This is a genomic window from Bradyrhizobium sp. S69, assembly GCF_009766005.1.
Classification (GTDB): domain Bacteria; phylum Pseudomonadota; class Alphaproteobacteria; order Rhizobiales; family Xanthobacteraceae; genus Bradyrhizobium.
In genome coordinates this window covers 347,734-364,204 of record NZ_LMUK01000038.1, presented here as the reverse complement: position 1 = coordinate 364,204, position 16,471 = coordinate 347,734, and the positions used below count along the sequence as shown (strand labels likewise).

Below are 16,471 nucleotides of genomic sequence, written 5' to 3'. Positions count from 1 at the left end.
TCTGTAGGTTTCCAAGGGGAATCATCCCCCGGGAAACCGCGAGGGCCCTGTGATGCTTGCGCGTGACGACCAACCTTCATTGCAGCGTACACCCCTGCACGCTTTGCACCTTGCCCTCGGCGGCAAGATGGTGCCGTTCGCGGGCTATGACATGCCAGTGCAATACGCCGCCGGCGTGCTCCGGGAGCACCTGCATACCCGCGCCTCCGCCGGCCTGTTCGACGTCTCGCATATGGGCCAGATCGCGCTGCGGCCGAAATCCGGCAAGGCCGAGGACGCGGCGCTGGCGCTGGAACGGCTGGTGCCGCAGGACATCGTCGCAATCGCGCCCGGCCGCCAGCGCTATGCGCAATTCACCAACGAAGCCGGCGGCATCCTCGACGACCTGATGGTCGCCAATTTCGGCAGCCATCTGTTTGTCGTGGTCAACGCCGCCTGCAAAGCCGAAGACGAGGCGCATCTGCGCGCGAATCTATCCGATGCCTGCGTGATCGAATCGCTGCCGGATCGCGCGCTGATCGCACTGCAGGGGCCGAAAGCCGAATCCGCACTGGCTAAACTTTGTGCAGATGCGCCCGCGATGCGGTTCATGGATTCCGCTCCGCGCAAGGTCAGCGGCATCGACTGTTTCGTCTCGCGCTCCGGCTATACCGGCGAGGACGGTTTTGAGATTTCAGTTCCTGCCGAGCACGCCGCGGCGCTGACCAACGCCTTGCTGACCGATCCCGACGTGCTGCCGATCGGCCTTGGGGCCCGCGACAGCCTGCGGCTCGAGGCTGGGCTTTGTCTGTATGGCCACGACATCGACACCACGACGACCCCGGTCGAGGGCGCGCTGGAATGGTCGATCCAGAAGAGCCGCCGGGCTGGCGGCGCGCGCGCCGGTGGTTTTGCCGGCGCCGACAGTATCCTCTCGCAGTTCGAGCAAGGCGCTGCGCGCCGCCGCGTCGGCTTGACGCCACAAGGCCGCGCGCCGGTGCGCGAGGGCGCGGCGTTGTTCGCCGACGCCACTTCATCCGACCCCATCGGCCGCGTTACCTCCGGTGGTTTTGGCCCGACCCTCAACGCGCCGGTAGCGATGGGCTATCTGCCGACCTCGCACGCGAGAGCCGGTTCATCCGTGTTCGCCGAAGTCCGCGGCCAGCGCCTGGCCGTGCAGGTCGCGGCGATGCCGTTCGTTCCCAACAATTACAAACGCTAACACCAGAGGATTTTTCATGACGACGCTGTTCACCGACGACCACGAATGGCTCCGCATCGAGGGCGATGTCGCCACCATCGGCGTCACCGATTATGCGCAGTCGCAGCTCGGCGACGTCGTGTTCGTCGAACTGCCGAAGGTCGGCCGCAGCCTCAAGAAGGCCGAGGCCGCGGCGGTCGTCGAGTCGGTGAAGGCCGCCTCCGACGTCTACGCGCCGATCACCGGCGAGGTGGTCGAGATCAATGACGCGCTGGTCGCCGAGCCCGCTTTGGTCAACTCCGACGCCGGCGGCAAGGCGTGGTTTTTCAAGATGAAGATTGCCGACAAGAGCCAACTCGAAGGCCTGATGGATGAGGCCGCCTACGCCAAGCACACCGCCTGAGGGATCAGCATGACCGCGCACCGCAAGCCCGCCAACGACGCCGCCGTGAACTTCGCGCGGCGGCACATCGGCCCCTCGCCTCGCGATATCGCCGCGATGCTCGAGAGCGTCGGCGCCAAGAGCCTGGAAGCGCTGATGGCGGAGACGCTGCCGGCCTCGATCCGGCAGAAGGCGCCGCTCGATCTCGGCGCAGCCTTGAGTGAGATCGAGGCGCTGGCGCACATGCGCGCGCTCGCATCGCAGAACCAGGTTTTCACCTCGATGATCGGCCAGGGTTATTCCGGCACGGTGCTGCCGGCGGTGATCCAGCGCAACATCCTGGAGAATCCGGCCTGGTACACCGCCTACACGCCGTATCAGCCGGAGATCAGCCAGGGCCGGCTGGAAGCCTTGTTCAACTTCCAGACCATGATCTGCGATCTCACCGGGCTCGACGTCGCCAATGCCTCGCTGCTCGATGAAGCCACCGCCGCCGCCGAAGCGATGGCGCTGGCCGAGCGCGCGGCGCAGACCAAGACAAAATCGTTCTTCGTCGATGTGGACGTGCACCCGCAGACCCTGGCGGTGCTGCGCACCCGCGCCGAACCGCTGGGCTGGAATGTCATTGTTGGCGATCCCCTGGTCGACCTCGGCAAGGCCGATGTGTTCGGCGGCCTGCTGCAATATCCCGGCAGCTCGGGGGCGGTGCGCGACCTCAAGCCCGCGATCGCTTCGCTGCATGCCAAGGGCGCGCTCGCCGTTATTGCCGCCGACCTGCTGGCGCTGACGCTGCTGGCCTCGCCCGGTGAACTGGCTGCCGATATCGCGATCGGATCGGCGCAGCGGTTTGGGGTGCCGATGGGATATGGCGGACCACATGCGGCCTATATGGCGGTGCGCGATGCGCTGAAGCGCTCGTTGCCCGGCCGCATCGTCGGGCTCTCGGTGGATTGCCGCGGCGAGCCGGCCTATCGCCTCGCGCTGCAAACCCGCGAGCAGCACATCCGCCGCGAGAAGGCGACCTCCAACATCTGCACCGCGCAGGTGCTGCTCGCCGTGATCGCCTCGATGTATGCGGTCTATCACGGGCCGGAAGGACTGACCGACATCGCGCGATCGGTGCATCGACGTGCGTCCGTGCTGGCGGCGGGTTTGCGCAAGCTCGGCTTTGCGCCGAACACGAAAGCCTTCTTCGACACGATAACGGTGGGTGCCGGCGGCAAGCGCGATGAGATCGTGGCGCGCGCCCTGAGCGAGCGGATCAATCTTCGGATCGGCGACACCACGCTCGGCATCGCGCTGGACGAGACCACGACGGCCGCCGACGTCGAGGCGGTCTGGCGCGCGTTCGGCGGCCAGCTTGCCTACGCGGACATCGACGCCGGCGCGCGCGATACGCTGCCGGCTGAACTGAAGCGCGCGAGCGCGTTCCTGACCCACCCGGTGTTCCACGCCCATCGCTCCGAGACCGAGTTGCTGCGCTACATGCGAAAGCTCTCCGACCGCGATCTCGCGCTCGACCGCGCAATGATTCCACTGGGCTCCTGCACCATGAAGCTCAACGCCACCAGTGAAATGATCCCGCTGACCTGGCCGGAATTTTCCAATCTGCATCCGTTCGCGCCACGCGCGCAGGCCGCCGGCTATCACGCGCTGTTCAATCGGCTCGAACAATGGCTGTGCGATATCACCGGCTATGATTCGATCTCGCTGCAGCCGAATTCCGGCGCGCAGGGCGAATATGCCGGACTGCTCGCGATCCGCGGCTATCATGCCGCACGCGGCGAGCCGCATCGCAAGGTATGCCTGATCCCCTCCTCGGCCCACGGCACCAATCCGGCTTCCGCCAGCATGGTCGGCATGGACGTGGTGGTGGTCGCCTGCGATGCGCGCGGCGACGTCGATGTCGACGATCTGCGCGCCAAGGCCGAGGCGCATGCGACCAACCTCGCCGCGGTGATGATCACCTATCCCTCGACGCACGGCGTGTTCGAGGAGCATATTCGCGAGATCTGCGACATCGTGCATGGCCATGGCGGCCAGGTCTATCTCGACGGCGCCAACATGAATGCGCAGGTCGGGCTGTCGCGACCCGGCGATTACGGCGCCGATGTCAGCCATCTCAACCTCCACAAGACGTTCTGCATTCCGCATGGCGGCGGCGGGCCCGGCATGGGACCGATCGGCGTCAGAGCGCATCTTAAGCCGTTCCTGCCAGGTCATCCGGCGAACGGGCATTCCGCAACCGACAGCGGAGCATCGCATGCGGTCGGGCCGGTATCGGCCGCGCCATTTGGTTCGGCGTCGATCCTGACCATCTCCTACATCTACATTCTGATGATGTCCGGCGAAGGCCTGACCCGCGCCACTGAAGTGGCGATCCTCAACGCCAATTATATCGCCAACCGCTTGCAGCCGCATTTCCCGGTGCTGTATCGCAACGCCAAAGGCCGCGTCGCGCATGAATGCATCGTCGATCCGCGCCCATTGAAGACTTCCTGTGGCGTCACCGTCGACGACATCGCCAAGCGGCTGATCGATTACGGCTTCCATGCGCCGACCATGAGTTTTCCGGTGCCGGGTACGCTGATGATCGAGCCGACCGAATCCGAATCGAAGGCCGAACTGGATCGGTTCTGCGACGCCATGATCGCGATTCGGCGCGAGATAGCGGAGATCGAGAGCGGACGCTGGAAGGCCGACGCCTCGCCGCTGCGCCATGCGCCGCATACCGTGCACGACATCGCCGACGACAATTGGGCGCGTGCCTACAGCCGCGCCGAGGGCTGTTTTCCAGCGGGCACATCGCGCACGGACAAATACTGGTGTCCGGTCGGGCGCGTCGACAACGTCTATGGCGACCGCAATCTGGTGTGCTCGTGCCCGCCGATGGAGGACTACGCACAGGCGGCGGAGTAAGGAACAAACATGCAGTCGTCATTCCGGGATGCGCCGCTTGGCGCAGGCCCGGAATGACGCCGCGTTTGAAATTCTGACCATCAAGGCTCGATCAAAACCTGCTTCTCAACATCCCAGCGCCACAGCCGATCGTTGGTCAATTCGGTGCCGCCCCACCAACGATGGATCGGGTTGTGCCGGCTGAAATCGTCGCGCCCGGCCAGAATGGCTTTACCGAGTTCGGTAAGTGAGAGCCCGCTTCCGTTGTAACGTTGGTGACGATCACGGTCGTCGTGCATCTCCGCCGTAAATGGCCCGCCATCCAAGCCCGAGATGGCGGGCGCCGGTGCATTTGCCAAGCCATTCAGCAGAGCGCCGATCTGCCAATAGTCGAACGTCCGCCGCTCGTTGCGCTTCTCGTGTCCGGGAAAAACGTCGGGCGGGCTTGCGTTACCTTCTGAGATCAGCTCCAGCATCCGCATTTCCGTGGCGCCAAGTCCGGTCGCGCGTCCCGGCAATTCTTCGAGCAGAGCGACGGCCGCTGGCCGGAACAACGGCAACAGGCTCAGATCCGTCGACAGCAGATTGAACCAATCCCGGGGCGTCGGCGCGCGCCAGCCCTGCCAGGCCGAACTGGCGAGTTCGAGATGCTCATTCAGTATCTTGACGGTGGGTATTCGCCACTCGACCACTTCCTCGGCCGGATAGTTGCCGATCGGAATGTCCGCCTGCACCAGATTCAGCTTTGAGACGACGGCCTCATGCGGGCGGAAGTACGCCAGCCACCAGATCAGGATGAGCTGCGCATTCGGATCGGGATCGATCCACAAATCGACCGTATCGAACGGCTCGCATAGACCTATCATGCCGGTGCGATGATCGGTCTCTTGAGCGTACTTCCTGTAGATACGCGCGAGCCAATCATCCTCATCCAGTGACTTGGTAATATCGATGTCGGAAGGCAAAGGCTCTCTGAGAAAGAAGCGGCGTCCGACCGGCACCACTGCGTCGGCGATACCGGGTTGCCTGAGGCATCCCGCGCCGGAGTCGCTCGTGGTGAAGATCAGGCGTTTCATCTTCTCACCCCTTCACAGGCGCCGTCAGCACCGGATCCCAGCGCTACGCAAACAAAACGGGCGCCAAAGACGTCGGCAACTCAACGTCCTCAGCACCCGCTATGTTGAACTCAGATCATCCGACCTGACGCTCGGAAAACCTCATGCCTCCGCGGCGTCGTCCGGCTCCTCGCCGTCGGCGTCGCGCTCGGGCGAGCCGGCCAGGATCTGCTCGGCGATCAGGCCGGAGTTCTGCCGGATCGCCACTTCGATCTTCGCGGTCATGTCGGGGTTGGCCTTGAGGAAGGCCTTCGAGTTTTCACGTCCCTGCCCGAGCCGCTGGCTGTCATAGGAGAACCAGGCGCCGGACTTCTCGACGATGCCGGCCTTGACGCCGAGATCGAGGATTTCACCCATCTTGGAGACGCCCTCGCCATACATGATGTCGAATTCGACCTGCTTGAACGGCGGCGCCAGCTTGTTCTTCACCACCTTGACGCGGGTCTGGTTGCCGACCACTTCGTCGCGCTCCTTGATGGCGCCGATGCGGCGGATATCGAGGCGGACGGACGCGTAGAATTTCAGCGCGTTGCCGCCGGTGGTGGTTTCCGGCGAGCCGTACATCACACCGATCTTCATCCGGATCTGGTTGATGAAGATCACCATGGTATTGGATTTATTGATCGACGCGGTGAGCTTGCGCAGCGCCTGGCTCATCAGCCGCGCCTGCAGGCCGGGCAACGCATCGCCCATCTCGCCTTCGAGTTCGGCCTTCGGCACCAATGCAGCGACCGAATCGATCACCAGCACGTCGACCGCGCCGGAGCGCACCAGGGTGTCGCAGATTTCCAGCGCCTGCTCGCCGGTGTCGGGCTGCGAAATCAAAAGCTCATCGATATTGACGCCGAGCTTGCGGGCATAGACCGGGTCGAGCGCGTGTTCGGCGTCGATGAAGGCGCAGATGCCGCCCTTCTTCTGGCCTTCCGCGACCGTATGCAGCGCCAGCGTGGTCTTGCCCGAGGATTCCGGCCCGTAAATCTCGACGACCCGCCCCCTCGGCAGGCCGCCGACGCCGAGCGCGATATCCAGCCCGAGCGAGCCCGAGGAGATGGTTTCCACGTCCATCGAACGGTCGTTCTTGCCGAGCTTCATCACCGAGCCCTTGCCGAACTGGCGCTCGATCTGGGAAAGCGCGGCGGACAGCGCCTTGGATTTGTCCATGGAAGATCCTTCGACGATACGCAGGGCAGAGGCGGACATAGGTGGTGCTCCTTATGGCGAGGATTCGCTAGCGGGACAAACGGGCGGCGGGTGAAAAACGGGCGGTCGATCAGCTTGTGGAACCTTGTACCACGTTTGTTCTATGTTCGCAATATGTTCTTTTGGCCCCTGGTGGCCTATTTGGCTTTCGCAGTGGCCTAATTTGATTTTCGCAGCCACAGGGCAACGCGCGCCTTGAGCTGCCGGAAGTAAGCCATCAGCCATGATCCGGTACAGGCGCGGCAGAGGAAGTACGTTTGAACAGCCGGTTCTGGCACCGTCCATTCTTTGCCGCACATCAAACAGCGATGCTGATTACTCGGGTTCCCGTACACTGTTTACTCCTGAGGCCGCCTCAGTTGGCGGCCTCTTTCATTTTCAAGGCGCCATTCTCCGGTTGCATCAACTCAAGGACACGCTTCGATTCGGTAAGCACCCCTTGCCGCAGCTCGACGTGAGACGGCGTAAGTCTCGCGTCAGAATTTGGCTAAATCTTCGCCTTGCGGCTGGTGGATCCAATCCTAGGCTGTGCGCCGGGCGACGTCCCCTGGGAATGCCGCCTTCTGACCGGCCCCGTCCGTGGACCCCCTGCGGGCGGGGCTTTTCGTCGGCGGTCTGGTTCGGACACGCGCACGCTTAAGCTAGTCGCACGCAAAACGGCCCCAACGGCGCTGGAGGTGCCGAATTGGGGCCGCAGGCGGCGTGACCATAGCAGGCGCTGACGGTCAGCAGCCCCCTTGAGTGTACCGGTTCGCGATTTTGGTTCATGCGCCCGGCCAGAGCGGAATGATTCTTCTTCGAATCGTCATCCGGCACGCATTTATTGTTTGAGCATGATTCTCCGGGCAAACGCTTCGCGCTTGACGCGAGTGAAAAAGAATTTTCTCTTTTTGCGATCACGCCCCCAGTCACCGGAAAACTTCCGCGATAACGTTTCATTCGAACTTTTTCATCGCGATCGGGGCAGCGCGGCTTCCGTATTGATACGGTCTATCAACTTCTGGTAATCGTCAGTATTAAAATTGGATTAATTGCTCAAAGTCTATTTAGTTATTTAACACTAAGTGCTCTCCGCGATTCCGGGCAGCGGAGAGCGATAATAAAAATATAAAATAAAAATATAAAATAATGGGTAGCGAAGCGATCCATTGCGCCGTGCGCCTTGATGGCAATCGCTGTCCACAACCTCCAGACGATCGATCAGGCTTGCCGACGGAGCGAGCAAAGCTCCCGCCTGACAAGGAGCACCCATTGACCTGTTTTGAAGTCCGACCGCCGTGCCCAAAATGCGGCATGAACATGGTGAAAATCGACGCCCGCCTTGAATGCCTGCGATGCGGACATGTCGAGAAGCCTGTCGTCGTCCCCAAGGCGCCGCTGCGGCTCGACGCCTGACCGCTCGCCGGCCCATGAACGCGGAAGGCCCGCTTGGCCCGCGACCATTCCGCGCGGCATGAGCTTGGCAAGAATCTGCGCCTGGCAAGATCTGCGCATGGTAAGATCGCATTAACCATAAAAGGCGCAGGATGAGCGTGCCCGATTCGAGACGGAGCCGCGGCCATGATTTCAGACCTGCAAAAACTTGTCGTGTTGCCCGTCGCCATGATTTTGTTCCTCTGCGCGGCATCGACCTCCCCGGGCCTGACCTGGCGTGGCAGTGCACCGGTGCAAATCGTCGCGGCCCGCTAGACTTTTGTTTTGACGCGTTTTCTTCACGCGAACCGGTGCCCACTTCGCTTGAAAACGCTATCGACCTCGTACCTATCCCGCATGCGGATTGGTTTCAGCCGGCACCAGGGCTTATCGTAACTCCTTGCCGCAATTCCCTGGCGCTGACGAAACGGGCACCGACCCGCTCGCCGCGACGCCAGATCAGCGAACATACCCGGAGCACCTCGCCACCGGCGGTAAACGCAAGACCAAACAGCTTCGGCACCGCCAGATCGCCGACCTCCAGGCAGACGCCGTGGTTGGAGACATCGACGATCTCGCACGCGATCCATGGCGCATCCGGCGCCGGAATCAGAAATCCCTGCGTGTGCAGATCGATCCGGACACTCTTGCGCGTGCCGCGTTCTATGCGCTGTTTCGCCATCGCTCGCCTTCGAGCACCCGCCTTTTGGAGCACCAGCTTTAGGTGAAAATTCTTCAACAGCCGTTATCGGGAAAAGTTAATATCTATCTCAGTTTGAAAAGTTCGCCGGAACCATAGGGCATAAGCCCGCGATCTCGCGGCACACTGCGCCCGAGGTTTGCAAATTCGTTCGCCCTTAAAAAGAGAGGGCGCAGTGCGATCCCAAGAGGGACGCAGGCGACCCTCAAGAAGAGGGCGCAGGGAAGACCGGGTGCGCGCTGCACCCGCGATCTCGTGTGCAAAGATGCACATAGAAAACGCACACGAGCATACAGGTTCAGCGGAAGCAGTCCGGCCTTCCCTGCGCAATGGCTTTACAGCTTATATCGTGCTCTCCCCGGCGAGACCTGGCTTGCTTGTCACCGTCGCCCGCAAGAAGCCTGAGCTCCTTGCGAACTTGACACCTGCCATCGGGGCGTCAGGACCACACGACTTTGCCGTACGCGTCACGCGCCGTTCGTCAAAAGCGCATCGGCGTCCACCGCTCCCCGCCCCAACGTCAGTGACGATGGCCAACGCCCCCTCTCTCGGGACGGGATGGCGAGGAATACGCCGCTGATTTGGGTCGAAAGTCAAGGATAATTTCTGAAAATCAGAAATTGCATGGAGGTGTGTAGGGCTGGACACCACAAATCAAATTGAATTCGCTCCGTAAATTGCTGTTTATGCGCAAGCGATTTTGGGGCTTGCGGCCGTAAAAAATCTCAGGGCGTTCGCTGAAACGCGCAACGCCATCATCACCGGAGAAACAAGAAGCGTCATCCTGAGGAGCGGCCGCTTGGCCGCGTCTCGAAGGATGGTGTTCAGCGCAGTGCGTGCGGCGATCCTTCGAGGCTCGCAAGAGCTCGCACCTCAGGATGACGGTTCCGGTGTGTCCCAGCCTTTCAGCCTTTGAAGCTATCTCGACGTCATCCCCGGGGATGACGTCGAGATAGCTTCACAGGCTCTCAGGATGACGGCCACCAGGCGTCCTTGCGCAAGGGCATTAGCCGCGCTGCTGAACAACAGCCTCTAGGGCGCGTTCACGTCGGGTTTGCGTTGCTGTTTTTGCCGCGCTTCACGATCGTCACCGACTTGACGCCGTCGAGCTCGTTCAATTTGCCGGCAAAACTCGCGATGTCCTGCGACGACACTTTGCTGATGAGCACCGAGAGATCGTCGGCGCCCTGGCTGCCGCGGCTTTCGACCAGGAAGCGCTTGACCTGACTGGCGCGCAGTTGAAGCGTGTCGCGGAGCAACTCCGGCGTCAGAAATCCACTCTCGACTTCAATCTTCAGCTGGCAACTTTGATTGCGCGATCGATAGGCCTCTTCCAGCGGCTTGATGCCGGCCAGGATGATCAGAATGATGACGGTGGATTCGGCGGCCGGGAGATAGAGACCGCCGCCGACGGCGAGACCGATCGCCGCGACGGTCCAGATGCTGGCCGCCGTGGTCAATCCCTTGACGATCTCGCCACGGGCCAGGATCGAGCCGGCGCCGAGAAATCCAATTCCGGAGACGACCTGTGCTGCGATACGCGAGGGATCCAGCACCACGTTCTTTTCGGTCAGGACGTTGGCGAACCCGTATTGCGAAACGATCATGATCAGGCAGGAGCCGACGCACACCAGCATATGCGTTCGAATGCCGGCGGCCCACAATATCCTTTCGCGCTCGAGTCCGATGATGCTCCCGAGCAACGCCGCACTGAGCAGGCGGATCAGCATATCGACGTCCGACATTTTTCTGGCACTCCGATCGCGAAACGGCCCGGCGCTTAGTTGCAAGCGCGTCGACCATAAAGGCCGCCACCCTCGCGAACGTTCCTGGTGTCGATCTTGCACGACGATGTTTTTGGGCGCAACGCCTGCGGGCTCTTGCCGACGGCAGGCTGAGTTAGATGCGTACATCGTTTCCGAAGTTTAGGTACTCCCCGACGTCATCCCCGGGATGAGGCCAGGAGTCCATCGCATCGATCCGCTAGTCCGCGCTGGGCAGCCGCCGCATGGTGAATTCGATGTCGCCGCCGGGCAGTTCACGCCAGCTTTCGACCCCGCTCATATAGGCGGCCTTGGGATAGCGGTTGAGAAAATCGCGCGCCTTGGTTCGGGCGCGGTCGCGCGGCAGGGTAAAGGTCTCGCGCAGATAGCCGTCGTCGGGCTTGCGCCGGCCGGCCATCCGGTCTGCGAGATCGCGCGGGCGAGAGGCCATGCCGCAAACTCCAACATTACGACTGGCTCAATATAGCGCGCGCGGCCGCCAATCCGAGTCCCTCGGGCTGCCCCTATGTCTAAATGTTGCTGGATTGACCGGCGGCGGCCGAACCTGGCCGGTTCGTGGCGATCAGCTGAACTGCCCCTAATTCACCGTGCTGCCGGTTTTGCTCTTCGGCTTGCCCGCGGCCTTCGGCGTATCGGTACGCACGTTACCCCAGGGATCCGCGGAGACCTTGGCGTCCGGAATCTTCTTTAAGGACTCCTTGTAGGCCTTGTCCCTGGCCTCCTCCGCCTCCCTCTGCTCAGGGGTCTTGGAGGCGGTTTCCGGCATCAGATTGATGTTGGGCATCTGCGCGTAAGCCGGTCCCGTCAGCAATGCGATCAGCGCGGCGGCGCGTAAAACCTTCATGGGATGCTCCCCGTCGTCTCTTTCCGGCGATATACCACCACCGCTTGTGCCGCCAAGCATGGCCCGCACATTACAAATTGTCCGACTTGCAGGATTTCGGCAGCCAATCGTCCCAGATCGGACCGCATTTGGTGCAGCCGTTCAATAGCAGACCCAAGGCGATCACGCTGAAAATCAATGCCAATCGCCTGAACATCGTACACCCACTCCCACAGGGCGCGGTTATAGCGTCCCAAGTCAGGCATTTTCAAGCCACAGCACAGCCGATTAGTATGCCTCACAAGCATCATCCGGGGGGATCCAGCGTTCATGGCAAGCGAGCAACAGGCGGCCGAATTCGATATCGCGGAGGCGCGGCGGGTTCTCGATGATGTGTTTGCACCGTGGGTGAAGGATCTCGGGCTGTCGGTCGAACAGATCGAATGCGCCGCCCCGCCTTCGGGCGCCACGGCCGACTGGCAGCCGGGCGCCACGCTGCGCATGGCGTTCTCCGAGCGGCTATGCCGGCACGGTGGCATCGTCTGCGGCCAGGCGCTGATGGCGCTGGCCGACACCTCGATGGTGATTGCGATCCTGGCGGCCAATCGCGGCTACCGGCCGATGACCACGGTCGATCAAACCACCCATTTCATGCGCGCCGTCACCTCGTCGGACGTACTGGCCGACGCGCGGGTGGTGCGCCTCGGCCGCACCATGAGCTTTGGCCGCGTCACGCTGTTGAACGCCACCGACCACAAGCCGGTGGCGATGGTTTCCAGCGCGTTCGCGATGCTGTGAAGCAGCGGCGGTTTGGATTTATTTGCCGAGAATCTTCTCGGCGGCGTTGACGATGCTGATGGTCGGGTTCGCCGCGCAGAAGGCGCCGAACTTCTTGGCGTTGTCGACGAACACGTCGGTGTCGATGATCGCCTCGTCCTCGTCGCCCTTGTACCAGCCGTCCATCCAGGTCAGCACCATCTTGATCTCGTCATCGCCGCCCTCGATGAACTGTTTGCAGGTCAAGGTCGACAGATCGAGAACCACGGCATGGGCCGGCAGCGAGCAAAGCACGAGGGCGGCGGCAAACAACATCGAGACGGTCGTCTTCATGATGATCTCCCAAAATGATGATCTCTAAAAAAAGGGTCGCCAGCACATCGTAGCTAGTTGCCACGTCGCAGCTCAACGGGATCGCAAACGCAATTCGACTAAACTTGAGCGGCTCAGGATGCCATTCGTAAACGAAACCTGAAGGTAAAGGCAAGTACGGCGGGGGTTGGATTCAATTGTCTGTAATTCCGTCACGCTAGATTACCCCGGTAACAACAGCCCGCAACAACAACCCGCTCTTCCGGATGTGTGACATGATCGAGAAACGCAGGACACAGCGATTCAGGGTGCTGAAGGGCGCCACCGTCGCCTTCGACGGCAACGGGCTCGCCTGCACCGTCCGCAACCTTTCAGCCGATGGCGCCGCGATCGACTTTCCAAGCCCGGTCAGCATGCCGCCGTCCTTCATGCTGGTGATCGAAACCGATCAGTTCATCCGCCGCTGCCGTCCGGTCTGGAGCAAGGACAAGCGGATCGGCGTCGCGTTCGATTAGCACACACTATTTCCCCATCGCCGCCATCAGCAATGCCTGGGCCTGCCGCGTGGCCTCGGCGAATGACGGCTGCTGTGGCGCGCGCTTGGTGAAGCAGCGCATGAAGGCGTCCTCGCTTTGCTGGCGAAGATCGCGCTTGTTGTCATCGGCGCGGATCGCGCTGCATTCAGAAATTTTCACCACCGGATCGATCGCGCCGTAGGCGATATACACCTTGCCATCGGTGAGCGCCGACACGAACACTTGATCCGCCGCATCGGGGATGTCGGATTGGGTTCGTCCGGCCAGAATGCCGTAGCTGAAGGTCGCGGAATCGGGCTTGGCCATCGGTAACAGACTGAAATTGATCACCGCCGCATCGCTGGAAATCGCCTGGGTGTAGAAGCTTGCGTCCTTTAGCGCCGAGCCGATCCGCTGCGGGACATTGCGCGCGCCCTTGTCCCACCAATCCTTGTGGGCGAGCAGCCAACGCTCGAACAGCGTCGGCGTCGTGACAATGATATGGGCCTTGGGCTCGACATATTTGCCGTCGGCGCCGTTGGCACCGGCCTTCTCGCCGTTGCGGCCGAGTTCTGCGTCGAAACGCAGGCCGTCGAGCGTGCCGAAACCCTCATCGCCCTTGTAGAAGGTGTCGATATTGAGCCGTGCCGGCCCGAAACCCTTGCGCGCGGGCTCGCCCAGGATCGCAGTCATCTGCGCCAGCAGATCCGCGAACGCCGCCGCCTCGGCCGCGGTCGCGGCATCGTCGAGCGCCCCGGCATCGTACAGCGGCGACAGCTTCGCGATCGCGGCATCGCGCGTCGCGATGTAGCGATCCTCCGGCGCAGGCTGTGCCGCGCCGGCTTCGGCAAGCGCGAACATCAAAGCTAGCGCCGCGCACGCCACTGCCGAAATTGCGGTCTTCATGATGGTCATTCCCGGTGCGATCATTTGATGGACACGCTGACGATCGGGCCTTGGGTCATGCCGATGGCAAAACGCGCGATCTCTTTGGTTCGCTCGGCCTCGGCTGCCTCGACCGTCACCTTCCAATCGGCAAAAACCCGCCAGCCGATCGTAAAATGTCCAACGCTAGCCAGCAACACCCGATCATCCACCACCATCGGCAGCAGCAGCGGCATCGCGTCGGTCAGCGTGGCCGCGGTCGCGGGCTTTGCCGCCATGGGCTTTGCTGTATCGTCACCGCCGGCCTGCCGGTCGTCGGGATCCGGGCGGTCGGCGACGCGCTTGAGGCGCTGATATTCCTCGCGCTGCGCCGGCGTCAGCCCCGAGAGCACATGCGCTTCCACCCCGGTGCGATCCCCTTGCGTCTGCCGGACCAGATCGAGTGCCGCGCGCTGCAATCCGCCGCAACCGCCGCTGCCGCAATCGTTGTTGTCCCAATTGTTAAGACTGGCCCAATCGTTCCACGTCTTCGCTGGATCAAAATGCGGCGCAAAGACAAAGCTGGCCTTGCACGGTGGTTGCCATCTGCTGCCGCCCCACGGCGTCAGCGTCAATGTCGAGGCGAGGCTCGGTCCGGCATCGAGGTCGTCATCGATAACAACGGGAAGGCCATCCACCGAGGCAAACGAAAGCGTCAGCCCGCAGGAGCCGCCGATATCGTTCTGCCCGCTTTCCGGCACCGGCACCAAGCGCCCGCGTCCCCGGTTCACCGAGAAAAATATTGTCGAATTGCAATGTGCGGTGCCGGCAATGCTGTTGGCGGCCAACAGGTTGCTGCCCGGCAGATCGGAAACAACCAGTTCTTCCTGGACACCATCAAGCGCCTTCAGCAAGCCGGGGGATGGCGTGAAGGGCCGTTTAAGCTGCGCCGCCTGCTTGATGAACGCCTGTCGCGAATAGGCCTTCAGCTTGAAGCGCGTGGTTCCGGGAATGAATCCCGGTGGCGAGGTGTGCCGAAAAGTACTGAGCATGTCGCCGGTCGCAACCGGCGTGGCTTCATTCGACGAAGGCCAGTGGTCCCTGACCAATGTCACCAGATGCCGGGCGGCGCCGGCGCAGGAAACCGCCGCATCCGCAGGCAGCGCCAGCGCTACGGTCATCATGCAGGTAACCGTGGCGCGTTTGGCGACAGCAAACAATGTCATGAAATCCTTTCCGTGATGATCGCGCAAAGCTAATGCGCCGCTCCCGGCTTCCATTCGGCCGCGAGCCTTTGTGCTTCGGTGATCTCGGCCTGGGTCATCGCCTTGGCGACGCGTTGCTGAATCTTCTCTGCGTTTGGGTCACCGCGCGCCGCCGCCACGCTGAGCCACATATACGCGTGGACTCGATCCAGCGGAACGCCGCGACCGCCAATGTAGAGGTTGCCGAGATTGGCCTGGGCGGTGGGCAGGCCTTGTTCGGCTGCCTTGCGATACCAGTTCGCGGCCTCGGCATAGTCCTGCGGCACGCCCTTGCCGCTTTGGTACATCAGCCCGAGATTGGACTCGGCCGGGGGAAAGCCGTGCTCCGCCGCCCTGCGATACCAGTTGATCGCCTCGCCAAAATCCTGTGCGACGCCCTCGCCGTTATCATACATCAGCGCAATGCCGTACATCGCGCCAAGCTTGCCGTTGTCGGCCGCGAGCCGATACCATTTCATCGCCTCGGCGTAATTTTGCGGTACGCCCTCGCCGTTCTCGTATCTCAGGCCGAGATTGAGCTGGCCATCGGCGTTGCCCTGTTCGGCAGCCTTGCGAAACCATTTTACGGCCTCGGCATAATCCTGTGCGGGCGCATCGACATAGATCTGCCCGAGATAGTTCTGCGCCATGGCAAAACCCTGCTCGGCCGCCTTGCGGCACCAGTTCATGGCCTCGGCCGTGTCCTGCGCGACGCCCTGGCCGTTGTAATACATCGCGCCGAGATTGAACTGGGCCGGCGCGAGGCCCTGTTCGGCGGCCTTGCGGTACCAGCGCAGCGCCTCGGCATGGTCCAGCGGCACCGCCCGTCCATGGTCATACATGCCGCCGAGATTGGTCTCGGCCGGCGCATAGCCCTGTTCGGCCGACTTGCGATACCATTTCAGCGCCTCGGTATCGTTCTGCGCGACGCCGAGCCCGTGATCGTAGAGCACCCCGAGATTATACTGGGCATTGAGGTCGCCCTGTTCGGCGGCCTTGCCGAACCACCGCGCCGCCTCGACCGCGTCTCGCGACACGCCCTGACCGGCGTAGTACATCACCCCGAGATCGTATTGCGCGGCAGGATCGCCCTGCTCGGCCAGCGGGCGCACAAGCTGCATCGCTTTGGCATAGTCGCCACTGTCGGCGGCGGCGTTGGCGTCGTCCAACGGGGTCGCGCCGACGGGAGCGGCAAAACTCGACATCAGCAGGATGGCGGCCAGCGCGCGCACGATCATCTTAGGCATAGTGGACAGCAATCGCC

Annotated in this window: 17 protein-coding genes; 6 read left to right on the top strand and 11 right to left on the bottom strand. The window is 62.3% G+C overall.

The annotated features are described in order from the left end of the window. Positions 1 to 52 precede the first annotated feature (52 nt). Genes gcvT through gcvP form a run of 3 tightly spaced genes read left to right on the top strand, consistent with a single transcriptional unit; the run spans position 53 to position 4,481 of the window. Positions 53 to 1,201 carry a glycine cleavage system aminomethyltransferase GcvT gene (gcvT, locus tag GSQ88_RS16480; RefSeq protein WP_159008771.1) on the top strand — a complete coding sequence of 383 codons (1,149 nt, stop codon included), beginning with the start codon at positions 53 to 55 and terminating at the stop codon, positions 1,199 to 1,201. A gap of 16 nt (positions 1,202 to 1,217) precedes the next feature. After that, positions 1,218 to 1,583 carry a glycine cleavage system protein GcvH gene (gene gcvH / locus GSQ88_RS16475; protein ID WP_159008770.1) on the top strand — a complete coding sequence of 122 codons (366 nt, stop codon included), beginning with the start codon at positions 1,218 to 1,220 and terminating at the stop codon, positions 1,581 to 1,583. A gap of 9 nt (positions 1,584 to 1,592) precedes the next feature. After that, positions 1,593 to 4,481: an aminomethyl-transferring glycine dehydrogenase gene (gene gcvP, locus GSQ88_RS16470; RefSeq protein ID WP_159008769.1), complete on the top strand. Its 2,889-nt coding sequence runs from the start codon at positions 1,593 to 1,595 to the stop codon at positions 4,479 to 4,481. Between the two features lie 80 nt (positions 4,482 to 4,561). Here the strand turns inward: gcvP and GSQ88_RS16465 are convergent, their stop codons facing one another. Then, the gene (locus GSQ88_RS16465; protein WP_159008768.1) at positions 4,562 to 5,536 is read right to left on the bottom strand and encodes a hypothetical protein; all 975 of its coding nucleotides are present in this window, start codon (positions 5,534 to 5,536) and stop codon (positions 4,562 to 4,564) included. A gap of 141 nt (positions 5,537 to 5,677) precedes the next feature. After that, a complete protein-coding gene (gene recA, locus GSQ88_RS16460; protein WP_159008767.1) occupies positions 5,678 to 6,775 on the bottom strand; it encodes a recombinase RecA in 1,098 nt (365 codons plus the stop codon). Positions 6,776 to 8,335: 1,560 nt separating this feature from the next. On the opposite strand from recA, the gene GSQ88_RS35985 reads away from it, so the two are divergent. Beyond that, complete coding sequence (locus tag GSQ88_RS35985; RefSeq protein ID WP_283810691.1) at positions 8,336 to 8,464, top strand: hypothetical protein; 129 nt, start codon at positions 8,336 to 8,338, stop codon at positions 8,462 to 8,464. A gap of 94 nt (positions 8,465 to 8,558) precedes the next feature. Here the strand turns inward: GSQ88_RS35985 and GSQ88_RS16455 are convergent, their stop codons facing one another. From GSQ88_RS16455 to GSQ88_RS16435, 5 genes are all read right to left on the bottom strand, one after another. After that, positions 8,559 to 8,870 (bottom strand): PilZ domain-containing protein, encoded by a 312-nt coding sequence (locus tag GSQ88_RS16455; protein ID WP_159008766.1) that lies wholly within the window; start codon positions 8,868 to 8,870, stop codon positions 8,559 to 8,561. Positions 8,871 to 9,931: 1,061 nt separating this feature from the next. Next, positions 9,932 to 10,633 (bottom strand): MgtC/SapB family protein, encoded by a 702-nt coding sequence (locus GSQ88_RS16450; RefSeq protein WP_159008765.1) that lies wholly within the window; start codon positions 10,631 to 10,633, stop codon positions 9,932 to 9,934. 238 nt (positions 10,634 to 10,871) lie between these two features. Beyond that, positions 10,872 to 11,102 (bottom strand): hypothetical protein, encoded by a 231-nt coding sequence (locus tag GSQ88_RS16445; RefSeq protein WP_159008764.1) that lies wholly within the window; start codon positions 11,100 to 11,102, stop codon positions 10,872 to 10,874. Positions 11,103 to 11,249: 147 nt separating this feature from the next. Beyond that, positions 11,250 to 11,516, bottom strand: coding sequence for a hypothetical protein (locus GSQ88_RS16440; protein ID WP_174248028.1), 267 nt, complete (start codon positions 11,514 to 11,516; stop codon positions 11,250 to 11,252). Positions 11,517 to 11,586: 70 nt separating this feature from the next. Further along, a complete protein-coding gene (locus tag GSQ88_RS16435; protein ID WP_159008763.1) occupies positions 11,587 to 11,712 on the bottom strand; it encodes a peptidylprolyl isomerase in 126 nt (41 codons plus the stop codon). A 113-nt stretch (positions 11,713 to 11,825) separates the two neighbouring features. Here GSQ88_RS16435 and GSQ88_RS16430 point away from each other — a divergent pair, with 113 nt between their 5' ends. After that, positions 11,826 to 12,293, top strand: coding sequence for a PaaI family thioesterase (locus GSQ88_RS16430; protein WP_159008762.1), 468 nt, complete (start codon positions 11,826 to 11,828; stop codon positions 12,291 to 12,293). Between the two features lie 18 nt (positions 12,294 to 12,311). Here the strand turns inward: GSQ88_RS16430 and GSQ88_RS16425 are convergent, their stop codons facing one another. Continuing rightward, a complete protein-coding gene (locus GSQ88_RS16425; protein WP_159008761.1) occupies positions 12,312 to 12,605 on the bottom strand; it encodes an HdeA/HdeB family chaperone in 294 nt (97 codons plus the stop codon). A 254-nt stretch (positions 12,606 to 12,859) separates the two neighbouring features. Between GSQ88_RS16425 and GSQ88_RS16420 the strand changes: the two genes are divergently transcribed. After that, positions 12,860 to 13,099: a PilZ domain-containing protein gene (locus GSQ88_RS16420; RefSeq protein WP_159008760.1), complete on the top strand. Its 240-nt coding sequence runs from the start codon at positions 12,860 to 12,862 to the stop codon at positions 13,097 to 13,099. Positions 13,100 to 13,105: 6 nt separating this feature from the next. On the opposite strand, the gene GSQ88_RS16415 is transcribed toward GSQ88_RS16420, so the two are convergent. Genes GSQ88_RS16415 through GSQ88_RS16405 form a run of 3 tightly spaced genes read right to left on the bottom strand, consistent with a single transcriptional unit; the run spans position 13,106 to position 16,454 of the window. Then, positions 13,106 to 14,005 (bottom strand): hypothetical protein, encoded by a 900-nt coding sequence (locus GSQ88_RS16415; RefSeq protein ID WP_159008759.1) that lies wholly within the window; start codon positions 14,003 to 14,005, stop codon positions 13,106 to 13,108. Between the two features lie 20 nt (positions 14,006 to 14,025). Then, the gene (locus GSQ88_RS16410) at positions 14,026 to 15,189 is read right to left on the bottom strand and encodes a hypothetical protein (protein ID WP_159008758.1); all 1,164 of its coding nucleotides are present in this window, start codon (positions 15,187 to 15,189) and stop codon (positions 14,026 to 14,028) included. A 29-nt stretch (positions 15,190 to 15,218) separates the two neighbouring features. Next, on the bottom strand, positions 15,219 to 16,454 hold the full coding sequence (locus GSQ88_RS16405; protein ID WP_210253831.1) for a tetratricopeptide repeat protein: 1,236 nt from the start codon (positions 16,452 to 16,454) through the stop codon (positions 15,219 to 15,221). Positions 16,455 to 16,471: the final 17 nt, after the last annotated feature.

Excerpts from the sequence above, each read along its gene's own strand:
- GSQ88_RS16430 (WP_159008762.1), top strand. The coding sequence starts at position 11,826 with ATGGCAAGCGAGCAACAGGCGGCCGAATTCGATATCGCGGAGGCGCGG.
- GSQ88_RS16455 (WP_159008766.1), bottom strand. The coding sequence starts at position 8,870 with ATGGCGAAACAGCGCATAGAACGCGGCACGCGCAAGAGTGTCCGGATC.
- gcvT (WP_159008771.1), top strand. The coding sequence starts at position 53 with ATGCTTGCGCGTGACGACCAACCTTCATTGCAGCGTACACCCCTGCAC.
- GSQ88_RS35985 (WP_283810691.1), top strand. The coding sequence starts at position 8,336 with ATGATTTCAGACCTGCAAAAACTTGTCGTGTTGCCCGTCGCCATGATT.
- GSQ88_RS16410 (WP_159008758.1), bottom strand. The coding sequence starts at position 15,189 with ATGACATTGTTTGCTGTCGCCAAACGCGCCACGGTTACCTGCATGATG.
- GSQ88_RS16405 (WP_210253831.1), bottom strand. The coding sequence starts at position 16,454 with ATGCCTAAGATGATCGTGCGCGCGCTGGCCGCCATCCTGCTGATGTCG.
- GSQ88_RS16415 (WP_159008759.1), bottom strand. The coding sequence starts at position 14,005 with ATGAAGACCGCAATTTCGGCAGTGGCGTGCGCGGCGCTAGCTTTGATG.
- GSQ88_RS16420 (WP_159008760.1), top strand. The coding sequence starts at position 12,860 with ATGATCGAGAAACGCAGGACACAGCGATTCAGGGTGCTGAAGGGCGCC.
- recA (WP_159008767.1), bottom strand. The coding sequence starts at position 6,775 with ATGTCCGCCTCTGCCCTGCGTATCGTCGAAGGATCTTCCATGGACAAA.
- gcvH (WP_159008770.1), top strand. The coding sequence starts at position 1,218 with ATGACGACGCTGTTCACCGACGACCACGAATGGCTCCGCATCGAGGGC.
- GSQ88_RS16465 (WP_159008768.1), bottom strand. The coding sequence starts at position 5,536 with ATGAAACGCCTGATCTTCACCACGAGCGACTCCGGCGCGGGATGCCTC.
- GSQ88_RS16450 (WP_159008765.1), bottom strand. The coding sequence starts at position 10,633 with ATGTCGGACGTCGATATGCTGATCCGCCTGCTCAGTGCGGCGTTGCTC.
- GSQ88_RS16425 (WP_159008761.1), bottom strand. The coding sequence starts at position 12,605 with ATGAAGACGACCGTCTCGATGTTGTTTGCCGCCGCCCTCGTGCTTTGC.
- gcvP (WP_159008769.1), top strand. The coding sequence starts at position 1,593 with ATGACCGCGCACCGCAAGCCCGCCAACGACGCCGCCGTGAACTTCGCG.
- GSQ88_RS16435 (WP_159008763.1), bottom strand. The coding sequence starts at position 11,712 with ATGTTCAGGCGATTGGCATTGATTTTCAGCGTGATCGCCTTGGGTCTG.
- GSQ88_RS16440 (WP_174248028.1), bottom strand. The coding sequence starts at position 11,516 with ATGAAGGTTTTACGCGCCGCCGCGCTGATCGCATTGCTGACGGGACCG.
- GSQ88_RS16445 (WP_159008764.1), bottom strand. The coding sequence starts at position 11,102 with ATGGCCTCTCGCCCGCGCGATCTCGCAGACCGGATGGCCGGCCGGCGC.